This window comes from Ruegeria sp. CDSA246 (genome assembly GCF_059611225.1).
Genome location: NZ_JBXWPD010000020.1, coordinates 14599 through 31454, shown reverse-complemented (window position 1 = coordinate 31454; position 16856 = coordinate 14599). Strand labels below are relative to the sequence as shown.

Below are 16856 nucleotides of genomic sequence, written 5' to 3'. Positions count from 1 at the left end.
GATTGCGAGGACGTTTCCGTTGGTACAATCTAGTTTCAATAAGAGGTGCATTCGTTAAATTTGGAGTATGTTAAATGATTTATCCGGTCATTCTTTGTGGTGGTTCGGGAACCCGACTGTGGCCCAGTTCGCGGCGTGCGTATCCTAAGCAGTTCGTATCTTTTGACGGTCAGCAAAGTCTGTTCCAGAGCGTCCTGTCACGGCTTTCCGGACCGGAATTCGATGCGCCAATCTTTCTAACCAACGAGGATTTCCGTTTTCTGGTGGAAGATCAGGCCGTTGCTTTGGGCCTGTCGGATGGTCAGGTCATCTTAGAGCCCGCTGTGCGTAATACCGCACCTGCTATTCTGACTGCGGCGTTGAGTCTTGAGAAAATACCTGATGCATTGATGTTGGTCGCACCTTCGGATCATCTGGTGCACGACACTCAGGCCTTTCTCGACGCCGTGGCTGTGGGGGCCAAAGCGGCTCAGGGCGGGGCGTTGGTCACATTCGGGGTGGTGCCGGACCGCCCTGAAACAGGGTACGGGTATCTGCGGCTGGATGGTGTGGTGACGCCCGGGCAGCCTGCCCCGCTTGCAGAGTTTTGCGAAAAGCCGGACAAGGCGCGAGCAGTCCAGCTGTTGCAAGGTGGCAATGTGCTGTGGAATGCGGGAATGTTTATGTTCCGTGTCCGCGATATCATTGCGGCCTTCGAGGAACATATGCCGCAAATGGTGGCACCGTGTCGTGCGGCTCTGTCGCAGGGGGAAACGGATTTGGGGTTTTTCCGGTTGGCGGCGGACCCTTTTGAGGGGATTGATCCGATTTCGATCGACTATGCGATTATGGAAAAGGCCCGGAATATCGTTGCTGTCCCGCTAGAGGCTGACTGGTCTGATCTGGGCAGTTGGGATACTCTGCATGCGACCCTGCCACTGGATGAGAACAGGGTCGCTCAGGTGGGGGCGGCCACGGCGATTGATTGCCAGAACACGCTGTTGCGCAGCGAAGATGCCAATATCCAGTTAGTAGGCCTTGGGTTGAAGAATATTGCCGCTATCGCAATGCGTGATGCGGTACTTGTTACCGATATGGACCGGGCGCAGGACGTTAAAAAGGCGGTTGGCGTACTGAAAGCGAACAAGGTGGCGCAGGCCGAGGACTATCCCCGCTTTCACCGCCCCTGGGGTTGGTATGAGACCCTGTGTCTGGGGGATCGGTTCCAGGTCAAACGGATCATGGTCAAACCGGACGGTATCCTGAGTCTGCAAAGTCATGTGCATCGGTCTGAGCATTGGATCGTTGTGGCCGGCACGGCGCGTGTGACCGTGGGCGAGGAGGTGAACTTGCTGACAGAAAACCAATCCGTTTATATCCCGCTGGGTGCGGTGCACCGAATGGAAAACCCTGGCAAGGTGCCGATGTATCTGATCGAAGTGCAGACCGGGTCCTATCTGGGTGAAGACGACATCGTACGGTATGAGGATGTTTATAACAGGGGGTGACTAGGCGGGCGCGGGTCATCCGGCCGCTTCATTTTAGGTTGATTTCGAGTTTCCAGAATTAGGTAGAATTTAATGAAGGTTGCGGTATTGGGTCTTGGCTATGTCGGATTTACGGCGGCCTGTTGTATTGCCAGTGAAGGTCACGAGGTCATCGGGATAGACGTGAGCCAGAAAAAGGTGCGTCAGATCACGGCCGGCCAGGCTCCGATTGTGGAGCCACGTGTGCAGGAGATGCTGACCGAAGGGGTCACGGCAGGCCGGATTTCAGCGGATGTGACGATAGGGGCGCATCTTGATGGGTGTGATCTGGCTATTGTCTGTGTCGGCACACCCTCAGCTGCGGATGGATCGCACAATATGGGGTTCATCGCAGATGTGACCCGGCAGATAGCGATGGCGCTGACCGCTGACCGGGTACACCCGTTGGTTGTCGCCTATCGTTCGACATTTCGCCCTGGTACTGTCGAGGAACTTGTTCTGCCAATCTTCGAGGCTGTTCTGGGAAAGGCGATGCAAAACCGGGTCGAGGTGGTCTATAACCCTGAATTTCTTCGTGAGGGCAGCGCAGTCGAAGATTATTTCAACCCGCCAAAAGTGGTGATCGGAACCCGGGATGGTGCTTCCAATGCGGTGATGGGTGCACTGAACGCCAATATTGAGGCCCCTACATTTACCGTCGGCTACCGCGAGGCGGAAATCACAAAATTCGTCGATAACAGCTGGCATGCGGTCAAAGTTGCCTTTGCCAACGAGGTCGGGCGTGTTTGTCTGGCACAGGGTATTTCAGCTCGGCAGGTGCATGAGATCTTTGTCTCGGATACCAAACTCAACATTTCACCCTATTATATGCGGCCCGGCGGGGCATTTGGCGGCTCGTGTTTGCCCAAGGATGTGCGGGCGCTGCAGTATATAGCCGCGGATACCGGGGCAAACCTGCCGCTGATCAACAGCCTGCTGGGATCAAATGAGGCGCACAAGCACCGCCTGTTCGAATATGCGGTTGAAGGGCTGAAAAAACCGGCGCGTATTCTGCTGGCCGGGCTGGCATTCAAGGCTGGAACGGACGATCTGCGTGAAAGCCCAAATGTTGATCTGGCTCGCAAACTTCTGGCTGCGGGGTACGAGTTGGATATTTATGACCCGGGCATTGATGCCACCAAGCTGGTCGGGGCCAATCTAGGCTATGCCTACAGCCAGTTGCCGGTCCTGGAACGTCTTCTGGTCGATCGCACCCACGCCGAGACAACGCGTTATGACCGGGTTATCGCGTCAAATGCGACGATTGAAGCGCTTACCTTGTCAGGTAACCCTGAGATCCGCCATACAGGTCAGTTACCATGAAAGACGTTGATTTGGTTGAAACACCCCGTATGGATGCGGCCCGGCAGGCAAAACCGCTTGCTGGTCGGCGTGTGCTGATTATCGTCGAGAACCTGCCATTGCCTTTTGACCGACGGGTCTGGCACGAATGCCGTACGCTCTGCGCTGCCGGTGCCGAAGTGGCGGTAATCTGCCCAACGGGTAAAGGGTATGAAGCCCTGTATGAAGAAGTTGATGGCGTGCATATTTATCGTCACAATTTGCCGATCGATGCAAGCGGGGCGCTTGGATATCTGGTAGAATACGGGGCAGCGCTGTTTCAAGAGATGCGGTTGGCATTGAGGGTCGCCCGCCGGCACGGGTTTGATACTTTGCAGGCCTGCAACCCGCCCGATCTGATCTTTCTGGTGGCCTTGCCCTTCAAGCTTTTTGGCAAACGGTTCATCTTCGATCACCATGATATCAATCCCGAGCTCTACGAGGCTAAATTCGGCAAGCGCGGTTTTTTCTGGAAGCTCATGGTACTGTTCGAACGCTGGACATTTCGCAGCGCCGATGTGGTGATATCGACCAATGAAAGCTATCGGGAGATAGCACAGGAGCGCGGCAGGATTGCGTCTGAGGATGTATTTGTTGTGCGCTCGGGCCCCGACCTCAATCGGCTGATTGTAACGGCCCCCAACCCCAAGTGGCGCAACGGGCGTGCGTATATGGTGGGCTATGTGGGAGTTATGGGAGATCAGGAAGGGATCGATCTGTTGCTCGATTCTGTGCGGATCATAGTAAAAGACCGTGGCTATGATGTGCAGTTCGTGTTGGTCGGCGGCGGCCCGGCGCTGGACGGGCTGAAGGCGCAGGCCGAGGGGCTGGGGCTGGGCGACCACGTGACCTTTACTGGGCGCGCGCCTGATCAGGACCTGTTCGAAGTGCTGTCGACGGCGGATGTCTGTGTGAATCCGGACCGGGTGAACCCGATGAATGATAAATCCACCATGAATAAAATTTTGGAATACATGGCGTTTTCAAAACCCATCGTACAGTTCGACGTGGCCGAGGGGCGCTATTCTGCAGGACGGTCTTCGCTGTATGCCGCGCCTAATGACACGACCGACATGGCCGACAAGATTCTCGAACTGCTGAACGACCCGGAGCAATCGGCCGAGATGGGTCGCTTTGGTCGTGCCCGGGTCGAAGCAGAACTGGGCTGGGATCATCAGGTGGACGCACTGATCGGTGCCTACCGAAGGGTGGCGGAGAAAAAACCGCTCTGAAAAGAGCGGTTTCTGTTGTCTGGTTAGGCGGGAATTGTGGAAATTACATCGGCACAAACCTTGGCAGCTTCGACAAGCTCTGCCCAACAAAGCCCAGTAATCTGGCATCCGCGTCAGCCTCGGTTTCGTCTTCGCGGATCGGGGTAACATAGCGCACTAGCGCGCCGTCGGTTCGACCCATCGTCAGACCATCTACCACCACCCCGATCTTGGCGGCGAAATCGTTGGTTTGGCGTTTGCCGCGCTGTTCGAACCAGTAATAGACTAGCTGCTTTTGCAGGCCTTTCTGAATGACCGCGCGGTTCACCTCGAACGCGCCATAGGCGGGGACGCCCGGGTCGATCCGATAGGGCTCCAGGCTGAAGATTTCCCATCCACCTACCGGCAGGCAAACCTCGGGCGAATGAATGCCGTCGCCTTCGGTTTGTTTGTCGTAGAAGGCGACGAACATGTTGATGTAGCCATTCTGTCCAGGCGCGGCATAGGTGGTGTTAAGGTAATCGGTCGCGCCCAGTACTCGTTCGACATCCGGGTCCAGAAGCGCTGCCGACCCCGACCAGTTCCCCAATTGGCGTGGATAAAGTGCAAAGGGGCTGCGATCGATCGGCTCTTTGTCTGGGTTGGGTTGCATAACCCAGGCTACCGATACTGCCAGTGTGAGCAAAGCGCCTGCTGCCAGGGCGCGCGAGGGTCGGATGGCAAAAATGCGTTCGCCCACTTTTAGCAGGCCACGGGTATCCAGATCAATTGCCTCGGCCAGCGGTTTGGGGTTTGGCGTCAGGCGCTGCAGTGTGACAGCCATGGCGAACAGGATGGCGATACATGTCAGGAAGATCACCCAGCCTTCAAAGAAATGCAGAAACCCTTCGGCCATTTCGATTCCATGGTGATTGACCAAAACCCCGATCACGCCGATGCGGATCGAGTTCATCAGCACGGTCAGTGGCGCGGCCGACATCAACAGCACCACCTTGTGCCAGACCGGACCACGATAAAGCAGGGCGAAAAGATAAGAAAAACTAAGGATTGGGAACAGATAGCGCAGACCTGAGCAGGCCTCGGCCACCTGCAGCTTATAGACGCCCAGATCGATGATATTCCCGTCCAGATAGACGGAAACGCCTGCCTGCTGCACGAACCAGACCCCTATGACCGAAGAGATGCCTTGTAGGAAGATTGTCAGCTTCCAGTAGATGAAATTCGGCAGGGGCAGCATGAAGACCAGATGCAGCACCGGCAACTGATGCCGCCGCCCGATGTTCCAGCCAAACACCGTCAGCACCACACCGCCGGTCCAGATGATCATGGCATAGGTGACAATGTCGGGGACGCTGGCAAGATTGCCCAGGATTGCCACAACCAGCCCGAACGCAATCACCAGGATACCGGGCCAGCGGTCCCTGACCTCGCCCGGCGGGGGCGGGTAATTGCGCATCTCCCGCAGGAACAGATAGAGAGAGATAACCGGGATCAGTGGGCCGTGGCTGTATTCAGCGGTTGCCCAGGCCTGACCCAGCGACACGATACCGATCCAGAAAATCGGGATCGAGCCCAGAACCAGCAATGCGAACCAGAACAGCCCGACGGGATTGAAAATCCTGTCGCGGCCTATCCGATCGGAGTTTTCCGCAGACGTCGTAATACTCACCTGTTTCCCCTGATACTCGTTACGAACTGTACTGGCGGGAGTTCCGTCTCCGATCTTAACGAAAATTGGCGGGCAAAGGCTACTCAAACTGAAGTGATAAGGCGTTCCGCCGTATCCTGGTTTTGGTCACACGTCCATAGTTTCCAATATTGAAGTTATTTTGCCAAAATCGGGAGAATGTCCAAAAAATAGTGTGGGCGGTCTGGAATCACTGTTCGTCCTCTTAAGACAGGTTAGATTGCGTTATGGTGGATTTCTATTTTTTCTCGGACGATTGATTTGCAGGATAATCTTCAGGATCGAAAAATCATGACCGCAGCCGGATTCGGGCCGCCGGTCCGCCGTTCCCGGATGGATCATCTGCGGCGCGAGGTACCAAACTTTATCAAAAAGAACAGGGGCTTGTTGATAAACCCGGAATTCTGGTCCTTGCTGGGCCGTCTGACCTCCACCCGGATGCGGGGTGCGGATGTGCCAGAGGAAATCCCGGTTATGTTTGTGGCGACCCATCATAAGGTGATGACGACCTATTTTACGGCGGTGCTGCGCCTGTTGGGTTATGGCCTGAACCTGCCTTATCAAAAGGTACATATCGAGCATCCTGATCCGCATTCGCGTCTGGTCATGTCGATGCATGGCAAACTCGATCTGCCGCGGCTGGCTCCCTACCGGGGTGTGCACGTGATGCGCGATCCGCGCGACATGATCGTGTCAGGTTATCACTACCACAAATGGACCCATGAAGCGTGGGTGCATCGGCCGGATGAGAACGGACAGACCTATCAAAGCAAGCTGAATGCGGCCAATACGTATGACGGTTTGTTCATGGAGATAGATCACTTCATTTTCTTCTACCGGGATACATTGCTGAACTGGGATACGGGCGATCCGGATATTTTTGAGGTGTCGTTCGAAGACCTGATGGGCGAAGGCCGTGCCGACATCTATCGCGACATGTTCAGCCATCTCGGGTTCGAGGGGCGGAATCTGGACCTGGCCACTGACCTGATGCGGCTGTTCGAGGCCAAGAGCCGGAGTGGAAAAAAGACCGGGGGTGTCGCCCGGAAATCTCACCTGCGCAGCGGCAAATCCGGACAGTGGCGGAAAGAGCTGGAGCCTGATCACGTCGCCTATATTGAGCGCGAACTGGGTCCGGTGTTGCGAAAATTCGGATATTGATCAGCTGCTGTGTCAAGGGCGCAGGATAAAGTCCCGGCCAATGGTGAAAAAAACGGCATGAGATTGCGCACGCGGGTCTGTCAGATCTTCACGCATCCGATAGCGGTACCCGGTATTCAGCGCCCAGTCTTCTGTCAAGGTGTACTGGTAAGAGGCACTAAAATTGGCTCGATCAATTGTGTCCGTCACCTCGTCGCTAATCGTATATCCAGCGTTGAGACTGATTCCCGAAATGTTATTAATTTCGTAAAAATAGCCTAGAAATGCGGCGGTTCTGATGACGTTCCCTTTCTCCTGATCAAAGTCTACCGACCGGCGGATTTGTGCGCTGATTACGCTCCTTGGTAAGTTTTGGCTCCAATTCAAGGATCCGATAGGGGTAGCGTTGTCCAGTTCAGAGTCCGATACGCCGATTGTGAATGATAACTCCCCGGCGGGCAATGCCATGTTTCTGCTGATTAAGAAATTACGGATATCACCGTCGTCAGTCACGATCTGTTCGATTTCGGCTCCGATGGAGCCATCAGGCATATCTCGCTCCAGCCGTAGTCGCCCTGTGGGTCCATCGGTTCGTGTAACGACTCCGAATTCTCGCGTGTCGATAGTGGTATAGCCGAGACCGGCCTCAAAGCGCCAAATTGGTGACAACTCAACGTTCAGATCGAAAAAGCCCGTAGTGGTTTCACGCCTAGTCTGTTCGGTATTTTCAGATTCAAAAAGCCGATAATCCAGCCCCAATGTACCTTCTACCACTGGGGAAAGCCGCAGGAATAAGTCTGTCCCCAGATTGAACCGGTCGTTGTCGTTCAGCCCCGGATCGGTGGTGTCCGTATATCTGAGCGCAAGGTAATCGGCGTCGAATGCGGCGCCAATTGGCGCATCCTGTCCAAGCTCAAGCGAAAGCCCAGTCCTGTAACGTTCCCTGTTACCGGTGCCATTCAGATCATCGAGATCTGGTGGCAATTCAATTTCGCCCTCGTCATTTCTGAACTCCTCTAGCGGTCGTAGAAACTGGATATTTGATTGAAAATAACTGGTATTGAAACCAAATGCAGATTGTGCGCCTTCGCGGCCATAGTCTAGCTGAAAGCGCTGATTGTCCCAACCCGACTCGGCACCTGGTCCGTTCACGGCACGCAGCACGCCGGAAGCAGACACACCGATCCGGTCCAAAGGAGTTTCATGGCTGAGGTCGAGAGATAATCCGGTGGAAGCAAATGTGGTTCTGCCAGCACTGACCGGATCGAGTTCGAGGTTGTCGTCGGTTTCAAGGCTTTGATTGAAGCCGAAGACCAGTTCTGTCCCGTTTTCCTGGGCTGAAGCAGGCAACAAACAGCAGATCGAACATGCGCTAACCGACAAGGTGCGATAAATTAGATGCCGTTTCACAAGTGCCTCAGTCTTACGTTTAGTTACCGCTCTGGCCACCGCATACGTCATTGTTTTTCTGGGGTAGCCTGTTTTCTTATTGTTATGCTGCCTGTTTACAGTTTCGAACGCCCTTCGTCGCCAAAAACTTCTTCCGCCGGCGTATTTGTGTCCGGTCGTATTGTGACTGCAACATTTTTGGAGCCGGTTTCAGGCCGACCTCTTAACAGCCCCAATGGGGTTTAAGTCTCAGGCGCTGCCATCCAGTGGCTGAACATATTCCACCAAAACGCCGCGTGTAGCGATTGGGTTGATGAAATTACACAGGAAATTCCCGGCGCCCTTAACCGGGTTTTCCTGCAACATCGTGACATCCCGGGCGGCGAGCTCTTTTTGCAACGCCAGAATGTCCGGTGTTTCGAACGCATAGTGATGCAGCCCCCCGGCGCCACGGTTGAACCGGGCAAGCGATCCGCCGGTTGGCACTACAAGCTCCACGGCGGTGCCATTTTCGGGCGCTGTACAAAAAAGGCACCAGCATTCGAATTCCTCGACATAGCCGCGATAGTCTTCGGTATGACCAAACAGCGACATGTAATTTTCGGCACTTTCCATGTCTGGCTGCACGATTCCCACATGGTGCAAACGGAGGGAGTTCTGCATTATGGTCATGATCGTCTCCTGTTCTTACGACCCGGTTGAAGGGGCGAGCAGCGGGGTAAGCGTTTCGGTCAGCCAGTCTGTCACCAGCACGGCGCCGGTTTCCGAGACATGGGCCACATCGTTATAAAGATTTGGATCATCCCGCAGGAAATCCGCCGAGAAGACCGGTCCGTATTGTTCCAGCCATGCTTTCTCGAAGGGTTCCGCATAGCCGCCATAGAAAGGCAGATAGAGGAAGGCAAGCTGCACACCCTCGGATTCAGCCAGTTCGGCGATCCGGCGCAGATAGGTGCGGGGAATACCGAACTCGATCCCGGCCATCGATTCAGGCAGGATCGGGCGTGTCAGGTTACGGCGGCGGAATTTGGATTCGCCTTCCAGCGCTTCGATATCGGCAGCGCTTTTGGGGCCGGATGTTTTGCCGGGATTGAAAATCCGCGGGTCAATCGTTGTGCCGGCATAGGTGGCGGGGTTGAAATCGGGCTGATAACCGAACGCTTCGGGCAACAGATCGGCGGCAGCCAGTTGCATCTGCCGGATCGGCAGGCGCGCCAGATTTTCCGGCAGGTTCCGGTTGACGATCCACGGGCTTTGCAGAACTTCACCAGCGCCGGCCAGATCGCCAAAGGCCTGATGCCCGTGTCGGGGGAATTGCTCAACCACCGAGATCACGATCAGTTTGGGTTTATGCTCCGATAACAATTCGCGGATGATCGGCAGGCGAACATCGAAACCGGAGGCGGGCAGCGAGAAATTGACGACGCGGGCATCTATCCCTTTTTCGGCCAGATTGTCCTCCAGATCGGGGGAAATCACGCCGCGTGCCGTGCGTGACGAGCCCAGAAAAGCGATATCGATTGGGGTGTCGTCGAAATGAATACGCTCATAGATCCACCGGGCGCGCTCAAAGATCGTACCGCTCATGGCCTGGTAACGGAAATAGGGATCATGCGGCAGAAGGAATGCCAGCACAATACAGGCCAGCACCGTAAGCCAGAGGCCGGTGAGGAAGGTGCGCAGGCGCAGGGGTTTGGTCATCGGCGCATCCTAGAAGTTGAAATAAATAAACTCTGACTGCCCGCGCAGGATGAAAGCAAGCCCAAGAAACAGAACCACGCCGGTCCAGATCATCCAGGGCAGGGTCGGGCGCCATTGCAGGTGCAGCAGCGCCGGGGCTCGTGTGCGCCAGCGATTCCAATGCAGGATCGGTGAATACCGTCCCATGATCTGCTGTGTATTCGGGCACAGGAAAATCAGCGTGGCGGCACCCAGCAGAAATAGCCCGGGCTCGGTTATCAGTTCGGCAGTTTTGGCAGGCAGCACAGCAGGCAAGTTTGCGATCTCGTCCAGGCGGGTCATACCCTGCCAGATAGCGGCCGCCGCAGCGGGGCTGTCGGCGCGGAACATGACGTTGGCGAAGATCACAGCAATCAGTGTCACGGCGTGGTACAACGCCATGCTGGAGCCGGGAACGCCACTTTTACGGCGCGCCTTGCGCCGCAGCGCGCGCCAGAACTCGTTGATCGCCAGATATGTGCCATGCATCAGACCAAACAACACAAAGGTCCAGGCGGCCCCGTGCCAAAGGCCGATCACCACAAACAAAACAACCGTGGGTGCGGCGACCGTTACCGAGAAGGATGCCCATTTCCCCAGCCGCCATTGTGCGGCCAGCCGTGACAGGGGCAATACCAGCGGCTGATACATATAGGATACGATGAACTGCTGCAGGGTGATATGCCAGCGCCGCCAGTATTCGATAATCGAGGCGGCGCGCAGCGGTGAATGGAAGTTGACCGGCAGTTTGATACCGAACATGCGCGCCAGGCCGATGGCCATGTCGGAATAGCCCGAAAAATCAAAATAAAGCTGCACCGTATAGGCCAGCGCGGCCTTCCATCCGGCCAGCAAGCCTATTGTGCTCCCAGCCTGCGCAGCGTCGAAAACCGGGCTGGCATAAAGCGCGGCGCTATCGGCGATGACCGTCTTCTTGAACAGGCCGATTGCGAATATCACCAATCCGACGGTTAGATTCGCGGTCACAAAACGCCCCGGATTGCGTCCGAAGAATTGCGGCATCATCTCTTTGTAATGCACGATCGGACCCGCGATGAGCTGCGGAAAGAAAATCACGAACGTGGCATAGCGCCAGATTCCTCCTGTGCGAATCTCGCCGCGCGAGACATCCACAAGAAAGGCTATCTGCTGGAAAGTGTAGAATGAGATGGCGAGCGGTAGGATGATCCTTTCCAGATGCAGACCGACCCCCAGTATATTCGCGTTGTCGACGAAGAAGTTGGCATATTTGAACCAGCCCAGCACCAGCAGGTTACCGACAACGCCTAGGGCCAGGGCCCAGCCTGAGCCGCTTCCGTTATCCCGTGTCCGCTCGATCCACAGTCCGGTGAGATAATTGCCCAGAACCGACAGGATCAGCAGCAGAACATAGGGCGGATTCCAGACTGCGTAGAAGATCAGCGAGGCGATGACCAGAAACAGGAAAATCCACTGTTTCAGCCCCATCCGGATCAGCAGGTAATAGCCGGCTAGCGTCAGTGGCAGGAAAATGAAAACAAACGGAAGGGAATTGAACAGCATGAACGGATACGATCAGACCGGGCGGGCAATCATGCAGGCCGAGACGGAAATCTTGTTGCGCAGCGCTCGTTCCAATGCGGTGCCTTGGGTGGCGAAGAAACCGTCTTTCAGAATCTCGAACCCGGTATCGTTAAGGAGCGCGCGCGCATCATCGGGCGTCCGCATCAGGTAGAGGTGATCGGGCGAGGGGCTGTTGATCGGCACGTTGATGAAGATGCGGCCTGTTTCAGGGCGAACCTGAGCGTGCAGCTTGCGCATGACCGATTTTGGGTCTTCCAGATGTTCCAGCACCTCGGACAGTACCACCAGATCTGCCGGTGGTGAGTCAGCGGGCACATCCATGACGTTCTGAACCGCAAAATGACAATCATGATGACCCAGCCGCTCCAGTGCCGCACGGGTTTGATCCAGCGAGACCTGCGACAAATCCCAGGCGGTAGCGCTCGACAGTCCAAAGTCGCGCAGGGCCAGCGACATCATTAGCCCGTGACCCGGCCCGACCTCCAGCAGATGGCCGCCTGGGCGCAGAAGGGCGGGTACCTCGGTCAGGAAGAAATGGCAGCTTGCCGCATGATTAAACCACAGCACCTGACTGAACAGCAGCCCATCCATGTATTTTTCCATATAGTCGGCATCGGAATAGACCTCTGCATCGGCTTCGGCGAAAGTCGACAGGCGATACCGGCCTTCGCGGTGGAAAAACAATTCTTCTTCACGCAACCGGTCGCAGGTCCAGCGATAATGTGCCGCGATGGTGTCCAGCCGGTCGCCGACCAGCAACAGCACCGCGTCGGCCAGGGCTTCGGTGGTGCGCATCATATCGGCATCGCGACCCGCAAGGCTTTTGCGAATATAGCGCTCATGCTCAGGCCAGAGCGCCATGACTGCCTCGACGATACGACGGGTTGCGGGCTGGTCAGCTGCCAGGAGGTCAGAAGAGGGATCGGAAGAAGGCGAAGACATCGAGTAATCCAATTTTTCAGGCGGCTGCATCGGCGCGCGGGCCGTTTAATGTCATTGGCAATTCAGTGGGGGTGTCATAGCTGGTGAGATCAAGGTGCCAGACCGTGCGCCCGTCAGCGTCTTCAGCGGTTCTTGAAAATCCCAGCTTCTCGAAATGTCCCGACACCATACGGTTCTTCTCGGATGGAATGTATTCGCCGACCAGCCGCCTGGCTCCTGCTCGGCGCGCTGCCTCGGCGACAAGCCCCAGGGCAGCTTCTTCGACGCGGCGCCCCAACACCCGGCAACTCATCAGCCATGTGTCGCAGGTCCAGTCCTCAGGGCCCTTGCGGAAGATCAACACCGAGATCATGCCGTTGTCACCAAATTTGTCAGCCAGCCGTATCTGTAATGTGAACAGATCCGGATCCTGCTGCATGCGGGCCACTTCGGCCTCGGTATAGCGGCGCGTAGTCAGGTTGAACTGGTTGGATTTGTTAATCAACTGAGCAATACGGGTTCGACCGACATCATCGAAACCGCGCGCTTCACACACCATGTCGAGTGATTCCAGATACGCGCCGTAGTCACCAATAGCTTCCATCGCAACGCTGCGGGCGGCGTTGGCACGGTATTGCTCGGCACGCTGCGCATCGTCGGCTGACAGGCCGGTGGTCTCAAAATACCCGGCCTGAGCCAATGCGGTCGGGTAAAATGCGGGGTCGTCCGGCAATTCGGGTACGGCGACCTCGGGCAGCATCTGGCGCACCCGCTCGCGTTCGGCCGGATTGTCGTCGAGGAACGCTAGCGCATCGGTGCCGATATTGAGCAACCGCGCAATATGGCGGATGTTGCTGGCCTTATCGGTCCAGTTGGCGATGAAGATCGAAATATCGTCTTCACGCAGCAGCATGTCGGGATGTTTCTGGAAGGGCAGGCGTGCCGCGTCTTCTTCGTTTTTGGAACAGACCGCCAACACCACACCGCGTGCCTTGAGGTCCAGCGCATATCGCTGAATTGCAAGAAAGGCTTCGCCTTCCGGCGTACCCTGCCCGACGCGGATACCGTCGATCCCGTCATCACCGATAACACCGCCCCAGCATGTATTGTCGAGATCCAGAACCAAGCATTTGCGCGCTTTGCCGCGCAATGTGCCCAGTATCCGGGCGACGTGATCAGCATAAAGGGGGACACAATCAAGTGAGAAAGGAAGTTTTGCCCGGTGCCAATAAGCGGGATCGAACCAGCGCGCCCGGCCAACCGTGTCGGCCAGCGCAGCAATGTCCAGCAAGGTAACGGAGTATTCTTCAGTCAGCGCCAGGAGGTCTTCATTGAAGGCAGCGATCTGTGCCGCAATCGAGCCTGGGGCCCGGCGATCATGGTGCCCACACCAGGGATCGGGAGGAATAGGCAGGGTTTGCAGGATAACTGTCGGGATCGCAGAGCGCGCCAGCCCGTCAAGCAGGCTGCGGATATGGGCCATAGCACCTGCCACTGCTGCTTCGGCTGCCGCAGGGTCCATATGCACCGTGGCCAGTCCCAGACTGCGATAGTCCGGCGCCAGCAACGCCATGTCAGCGCCAAAACTGGCCAACCCGCTTTCAGGATTCAGCACTTCCTGCGTAGCCTGACCATAGTCCGGTACGTAGAGCGTGGCGAAAACTCCGTGGCGCAGCGCGCTGGCACGGATCGCGGGGGCCGTATATTCGGTGGTCGCATCCGCCAGCACAGCAAGGCGAACCGGGGACAGCGATGCACTTTTCGCCTGTGCCGGGTCCACCTTGTCCATCGCCCGGTTCAGTTGGGTCAGCTTATTGAGATCAAGCGCGTGATTGGCCAGCACGGCCATCGCGCCGGTTTCTGTGGCGGGATCAAGTGCGCGCAACCTGGCGCGAAAATCTGATGGAGCAGGACGCAACCAGTGGAGCCCTTCGATAGAGAACACAGCCATGATCCACTCCGCTAACCGGTTTTTTCCTGAATGCAGTCTACAAGATCTCCCACCGACTTCAGTGCCTCGATCTCAGCGGTTGAGAATTTGAACCCGTAATGCTGTTCGATCGACACAACCAGGCGGATATGGCTCAGGCTGTCCCATTCCTCGACCTCGTCCGCGGTGGTTGTTTCTGTCAGAGACAGGTCGTCGAGATCAAGAACGTCGGCAAAAATCTCGTTCAAATCGTTAAAAATGGCTTCTCTGGTCATGGCACTCTTTGCTGTATTTTCACTGATTGCTTGAAATAAATCTGCTTGAAAACTTGTACCCCATCTGGGTTCAGTAACAAGCGGTTTTGCGACGATGGGGCTTTGTGTGACATGCGGATCAGCTTCCTTGCCGCCAGGCAGACGCGGCCTGCGCGTCCCGGCCGAACAAAAGCGCAAACATGCGGCGGCACCGGTAAAGGCGGATACGTGTCAGGCAAAACAGTGCCAGAAACTGTTCCCGCACCCCCGAAACACGGTCCGAGCGGAAGATGCGCAGCACTTCACCCATAGGGGACGCCGCCAGCATCAGTGCGCGAGCACTCCACCGCAGCTGTCCGTCGATGCCTGAAATTTCAGCAAAGTCGTGGCCAATATGACGATCCCATTTTCGGGTCAGCTCACGGAAGGAGCTGCGCGCCGGCGTCTTGATTGCAATTTGCGGCACATAACGAGTTTGTATTCCAAGCGTGGTGGCGCGGCGCCCCCAGTCCACATCCTCGGCGATTGTGATTCCAGCAAAATCGCCCACCTTGCGAAACACTTCGCGCCGCACCGCCATGTTGCAGGTCGCAGCATAGCCATCCCGCACAATATAAAGCTGCATGCGGTACCCGTAGACACTTTCATAAGCCTCGATTGCGTTGGCTGCATCAGGGTTAACGCGTGAAATCCTGACATCGCCGCCAATCACGCCCGTGTCGGGTTGGTGGCTGAAATAATCGACGATGCCGCTAATCCAGCCGGGCTGCGCAATGCAGTCGCAATCGATGAAGGCCAGCAGTTCAGCCCTGGCCAGCGCAGCCCCGCGACTGCGCGCGGGACCGGGTCCTGGGGTCGGTTCATGGGCGAGGCGGACAAAGGGGAAAGCGGCGCAGATCTCGTCCGGCGTTTCAGCCGAGCCGTTGTCGACAACGATGACCTCAAAAGAAACCCCGTCATCTGCCTGTTGCGCCAGCGCCGTCAGACATCTGTGCAAGGCATCCGGTGCATTGAGGTGTGGAATGATAACGCTCAGCTGGAAGATGTCGGGCATGATCTAATGTCTCTGGTCCTGTAAATGATATTATAACCCCCCCAAGAACAAACCTAGCGGTCCGTATTGAAATGGCGGCATTGTTGCTTCGTGATGTAAATTTTTGGAAAAAGTGAGGTATTGTTGTGCGAACGTCCACCCCTCCGGGATTGAGCGGTGTTGCTGATGGTGCGTGCCGCAGCAGCATGTTATGCTGCACCGCAGTTATTTTTTAAGTGAGGCAGTCTATGAGTGCAGCCGTTTCGGTTATTCTGCCGGTTTATAATCGCAGCGCCAGTCTTGAAGATTCGATGCGCAGTGTTCTTAACCAATCATACCGTGATCTCGAATTGATTGTCGTCGATGACGCCTCGACCGAGGATTTGCAGCCTATTGTAGATGGAATCGGGGATTCACGGGTTCGCTACATCAAGCGCGAGAAGAATGGTGGCGCCTCCGCCGCGCGCAATACCGGCCTGACTGCGGCCAAGGGGCGCTATATAGCCTTTCAGGACAGCGATGATTTGTGGCTGCCCGGCAAACTTCAAATGCAGGTGGATTTGTTGGAAGCGGCCCCGCGCGAGGTAGGGGCCGTCATCCATTCCAAGGTGCTTTACGGCAGCGGGCCAGATGGTTCCTATGGGGTCGGTCTGGTTTCGATGCGGCCACCGCCACATCGCATCATGAAGCCGCATGAGGATCAGGTTCGCAAATATCTGATCGAAAACCGCATCAGTCTGCAAAACGCTTTGTTTCGACGCGATTGTTATCCGGAGCCGTTGTGGTTCGATGATGTCACCCGATCGAACGCCGACTGGGCGTTCAGTTCGTCGCTGGCGCAACACACGAAAATCGCGGAATACCCCGAACCGGTGGTCATGGCGTTTTCCTCGCCCGACGGCATCTCGAAACTGAAACGTGCCAAGGCGATCGGGTTGATCCGGATTGTGAAGCGAAACCGAGAGGCCTATGCGCGTTATCCTGATGCCTATGGGATAATGATGTGGCGCATTGGCCGTATTCTGGCCCGGCACGGCAAAAGCAAAATGGCGCGTCGCTTTTATCTGACAGGGTTGCGGCACAACCCCGGATTTCTGTGGCGGCTTGTGAAGAGCAAGATAAGCTGATCCCATGCCGGGAATACCTGAACACAGGAACGGGTT

14 protein-coding genes are annotated in these 16856 nt (G+C 56.2%); 5 read left to right on the top strand and 9 right to left on the bottom strand.

The features are described 5' to 3' along the window. Positions 1-74 precede the first annotated feature (74 nt). The 3 genes from AC2FI9_RS20500 (at position 75) to AC2FI9_RS20490 (ending at position 4078) form a co-directional block, all read left to right on the top strand. Positions 75-1487: a mannose-1-phosphate guanylyltransferase/mannose-6-phosphate isomerase gene (locus tag AC2FI9_RS20500; RefSeq protein WP_496770267.1), complete on the top strand. Its 1413-nt coding sequence runs from the start codon at positions 75-77 to the stop codon at positions 1485-1487. A gap of 72 nt (positions 1488-1559) precedes the next feature. Continuing rightward, positions 1560-2828 (top strand): nucleotide sugar dehydrogenase, encoded by a 1269-nt coding sequence (locus tag AC2FI9_RS20495; protein ID WP_496770264.1) that lies wholly within the window; start codon positions 1560-1562, stop codon positions 2826-2828. Next, the gene (locus tag AC2FI9_RS20490) at positions 2825-4078 is read left to right on the top strand and encodes a glycosyltransferase family 4 protein (RefSeq protein ID WP_496770262.1); all 1254 of its coding nucleotides are present in this window, start codon (positions 2825-2827) and stop codon (positions 4076-4078) included. Before AC2FI9_RS20495 ends, AC2FI9_RS20490 begins: the two co-directional genes overlap by 4 nt. A 43-nt stretch (positions 4079-4121) precedes the next feature. Here AC2FI9_RS20490 and xrtD read toward each other — a convergent pair whose 3' ends face one another. After that, positions 4122-5726 (bottom strand): VPLPA-CTERM-specific exosortase XrtD, encoded by a 1605-nt coding sequence (gene xrtD / locus AC2FI9_RS20485; protein ID WP_496770260.1) that lies wholly within the window; start codon positions 5724-5726, stop codon positions 4122-4124. Positions 5727-6035: 309 nt separating this feature from the next. On the opposite strand from xrtD, the gene AC2FI9_RS20480 reads away from it, so the two are divergent. Continuing rightward, complete coding sequence (locus tag AC2FI9_RS20480) at positions 6036-6905, top strand: sulfotransferase domain-containing protein (protein ID WP_496770258.1); 870 nt, start codon at positions 6036-6038, stop codon at positions 6903-6905. A 12-nt stretch (positions 6906-6917) separates the two neighbouring features. On the opposite strand, the gene AC2FI9_RS20475 is transcribed toward AC2FI9_RS20480, so the two are convergent. The 8 genes from AC2FI9_RS20475 to AC2FI9_RS20440 all read right to left on the bottom strand — a co-directional run bounded on the left by AC2FI9_RS20475 (position 6918) and on the right by AC2FI9_RS20440 (position 15714). Continuing rightward, on the bottom strand, positions 6918-8345 hold the full coding sequence (locus tag AC2FI9_RS20475; protein ID WP_496770257.1) for a hypothetical protein: 1428 nt from the start codon (positions 8343-8345) through the stop codon (positions 6918-6920). Positions 8346-8522: 177 nt separating this feature from the next. Then, positions 8523-8945 carry a VOC family protein gene (locus AC2FI9_RS20470; protein WP_496770254.1) on the bottom strand — a complete coding sequence of 141 codons (423 nt, stop codon included), beginning with the start codon at positions 8943-8945 and terminating at the stop codon, positions 8523-8525. Positions 8946-8960: 15 nt separating this feature from the next. Further along, the gene (locus tag AC2FI9_RS20465) at positions 8961-9974 is read right to left on the bottom strand and encodes a hypothetical protein (RefSeq protein ID WP_496770252.1); all 1014 of its coding nucleotides are present in this window, start codon (positions 9972-9974) and stop codon (positions 8961-8963) included. Positions 9975-9983: 9 nt separating this feature from the next. Beyond that, positions 9984-11534, bottom strand: coding sequence for an MBOAT family O-acyltransferase (locus AC2FI9_RS20460; protein ID WP_496770250.1), 1551 nt, complete (start codon positions 11532-11534; stop codon positions 9984-9986). Between the two features lie 12 nt (positions 11535-11546). Next, the gene (locus tag AC2FI9_RS20455) at positions 11547-12497 is read right to left on the bottom strand and encodes a class I SAM-dependent methyltransferase (RefSeq protein ID WP_496770248.1); all 951 of its coding nucleotides are present in this window, start codon (positions 12495-12497) and stop codon (positions 11547-11549) included. Positions 12498-12513: 16 nt separating this feature from the next. Next, on the bottom strand, positions 12514-14427 hold the full coding sequence (locus AC2FI9_RS20450) for an HAD-IIIC family phosphatase (protein WP_496770245.1): 1914 nt from the start codon (positions 14425-14427) through the stop codon (positions 12514-12516). Positions 14428-14438: 11 nt separating this feature from the next. Further along, complete coding sequence (locus AC2FI9_RS20445) at positions 14439-14681, bottom strand: acyl carrier protein (protein WP_496770242.1); 243 nt, start codon at positions 14679-14681, stop codon at positions 14439-14441. A gap of 118 nt (positions 14682-14799) precedes the next feature. Beyond that, positions 14800-15714: a glycosyltransferase family 2 protein gene (locus AC2FI9_RS20440; protein ID WP_496770238.1), complete on the bottom strand. Its 915-nt coding sequence runs from the start codon at positions 15712-15714 to the stop codon at positions 14800-14802. A 227-nt stretch (positions 15715-15941) separates the two neighbouring features. On the opposite strand from AC2FI9_RS20440, the gene AC2FI9_RS20435 reads away from it, so the two are divergent. Further along, entirely contained in the window at positions 15942-16820 is an 879-nt protein-coding gene (locus AC2FI9_RS20435; protein ID WP_496770233.1) for a glycosyltransferase family 2 protein, read from the top strand. Positions 16821-16856: the final 36 nt, after the last annotated feature.

What these genes read in the sequence shown, in the direction of transcription:
- AC2FI9_RS20440 (WP_496770238.1), bottom strand. Translation starts at nt 15,714, where the DNA reads ATGCCCGACATCTTCCAGCTGAGCGTTATCATTCCACACCTCAATGCA.
- AC2FI9_RS20445 (WP_496770242.1), bottom strand. Translation starts at nt 14,681, where the DNA reads ATGACCAGAGAAGCCATTTTTAACGATTTGAACGAGATTTTTGCCGAC.
- AC2FI9_RS20455 (WP_496770248.1), bottom strand. Translation starts at nt 12,497, where the DNA reads ATGTCTTCGCCTTCTTCCGATCCCTCTTCTGACCTCCTGGCAGCTGAC.
- AC2FI9_RS20500 (WP_496770267.1), top strand. Translation starts at nt 75, where the DNA reads ATGATTTATCCGGTCATTCTTTGTGGTGGTTCGGGAACCCGACTGTGG.
- AC2FI9_RS20480 (WP_496770258.1), top strand. Translation starts at nt 6,036, where the DNA reads ATGACCGCAGCCGGATTCGGGCCGCCGGTCCGCCGTTCCCGGATGGAT.
- AC2FI9_RS20460 (WP_496770250.1), bottom strand. Translation starts at nt 11,534, where the DNA reads ATGCTGTTCAATTCCCTTCCGTTTGTTTTCATTTTCCTGCCACTGACG.
- AC2FI9_RS20495 (WP_496770264.1), top strand. Translation starts at nt 1,560, where the DNA reads ATGAAGGTTGCGGTATTGGGTCTTGGCTATGTCGGATTTACGGCGGCC.
- AC2FI9_RS20470 (WP_496770254.1), bottom strand. Translation starts at nt 8,945, where the DNA reads ATGACCATAATGCAGAACTCCCTCCGTTTGCACCATGTGGGAATCGTG.
- AC2FI9_RS20475 (WP_496770257.1), bottom strand. Translation starts at nt 8,345, where the DNA reads ATGACGTATGCGGTGGCCAGAGCGGTAACTAAACGTAAGACTGAGGCA.
- AC2FI9_RS20465 (WP_496770252.1), bottom strand. Translation starts at nt 9,974, where the DNA reads ATGACCAAACCCCTGCGCCTGCGCACCTTCCTCACCGGCCTCTGGCTT.
- AC2FI9_RS20490 (WP_496770262.1), top strand. Translation starts at nt 2,825, where the DNA reads ATGAAAGACGTTGATTTGGTTGAAACACCCCGTATGGATGCGGCCCGG.
- AC2FI9_RS20435 (WP_496770233.1), top strand. Translation starts at nt 15,942, where the DNA reads ATGAGTGCAGCCGTTTCGGTTATTCTGCCGGTTTATAATCGCAGCGCC.
- AC2FI9_RS20450 (WP_496770245.1), bottom strand. Translation starts at nt 14,427, where the DNA reads ATGGCTGTGTTCTCTATCGAAGGGCTCCACTGGTTGCGTCCTGCTCCA.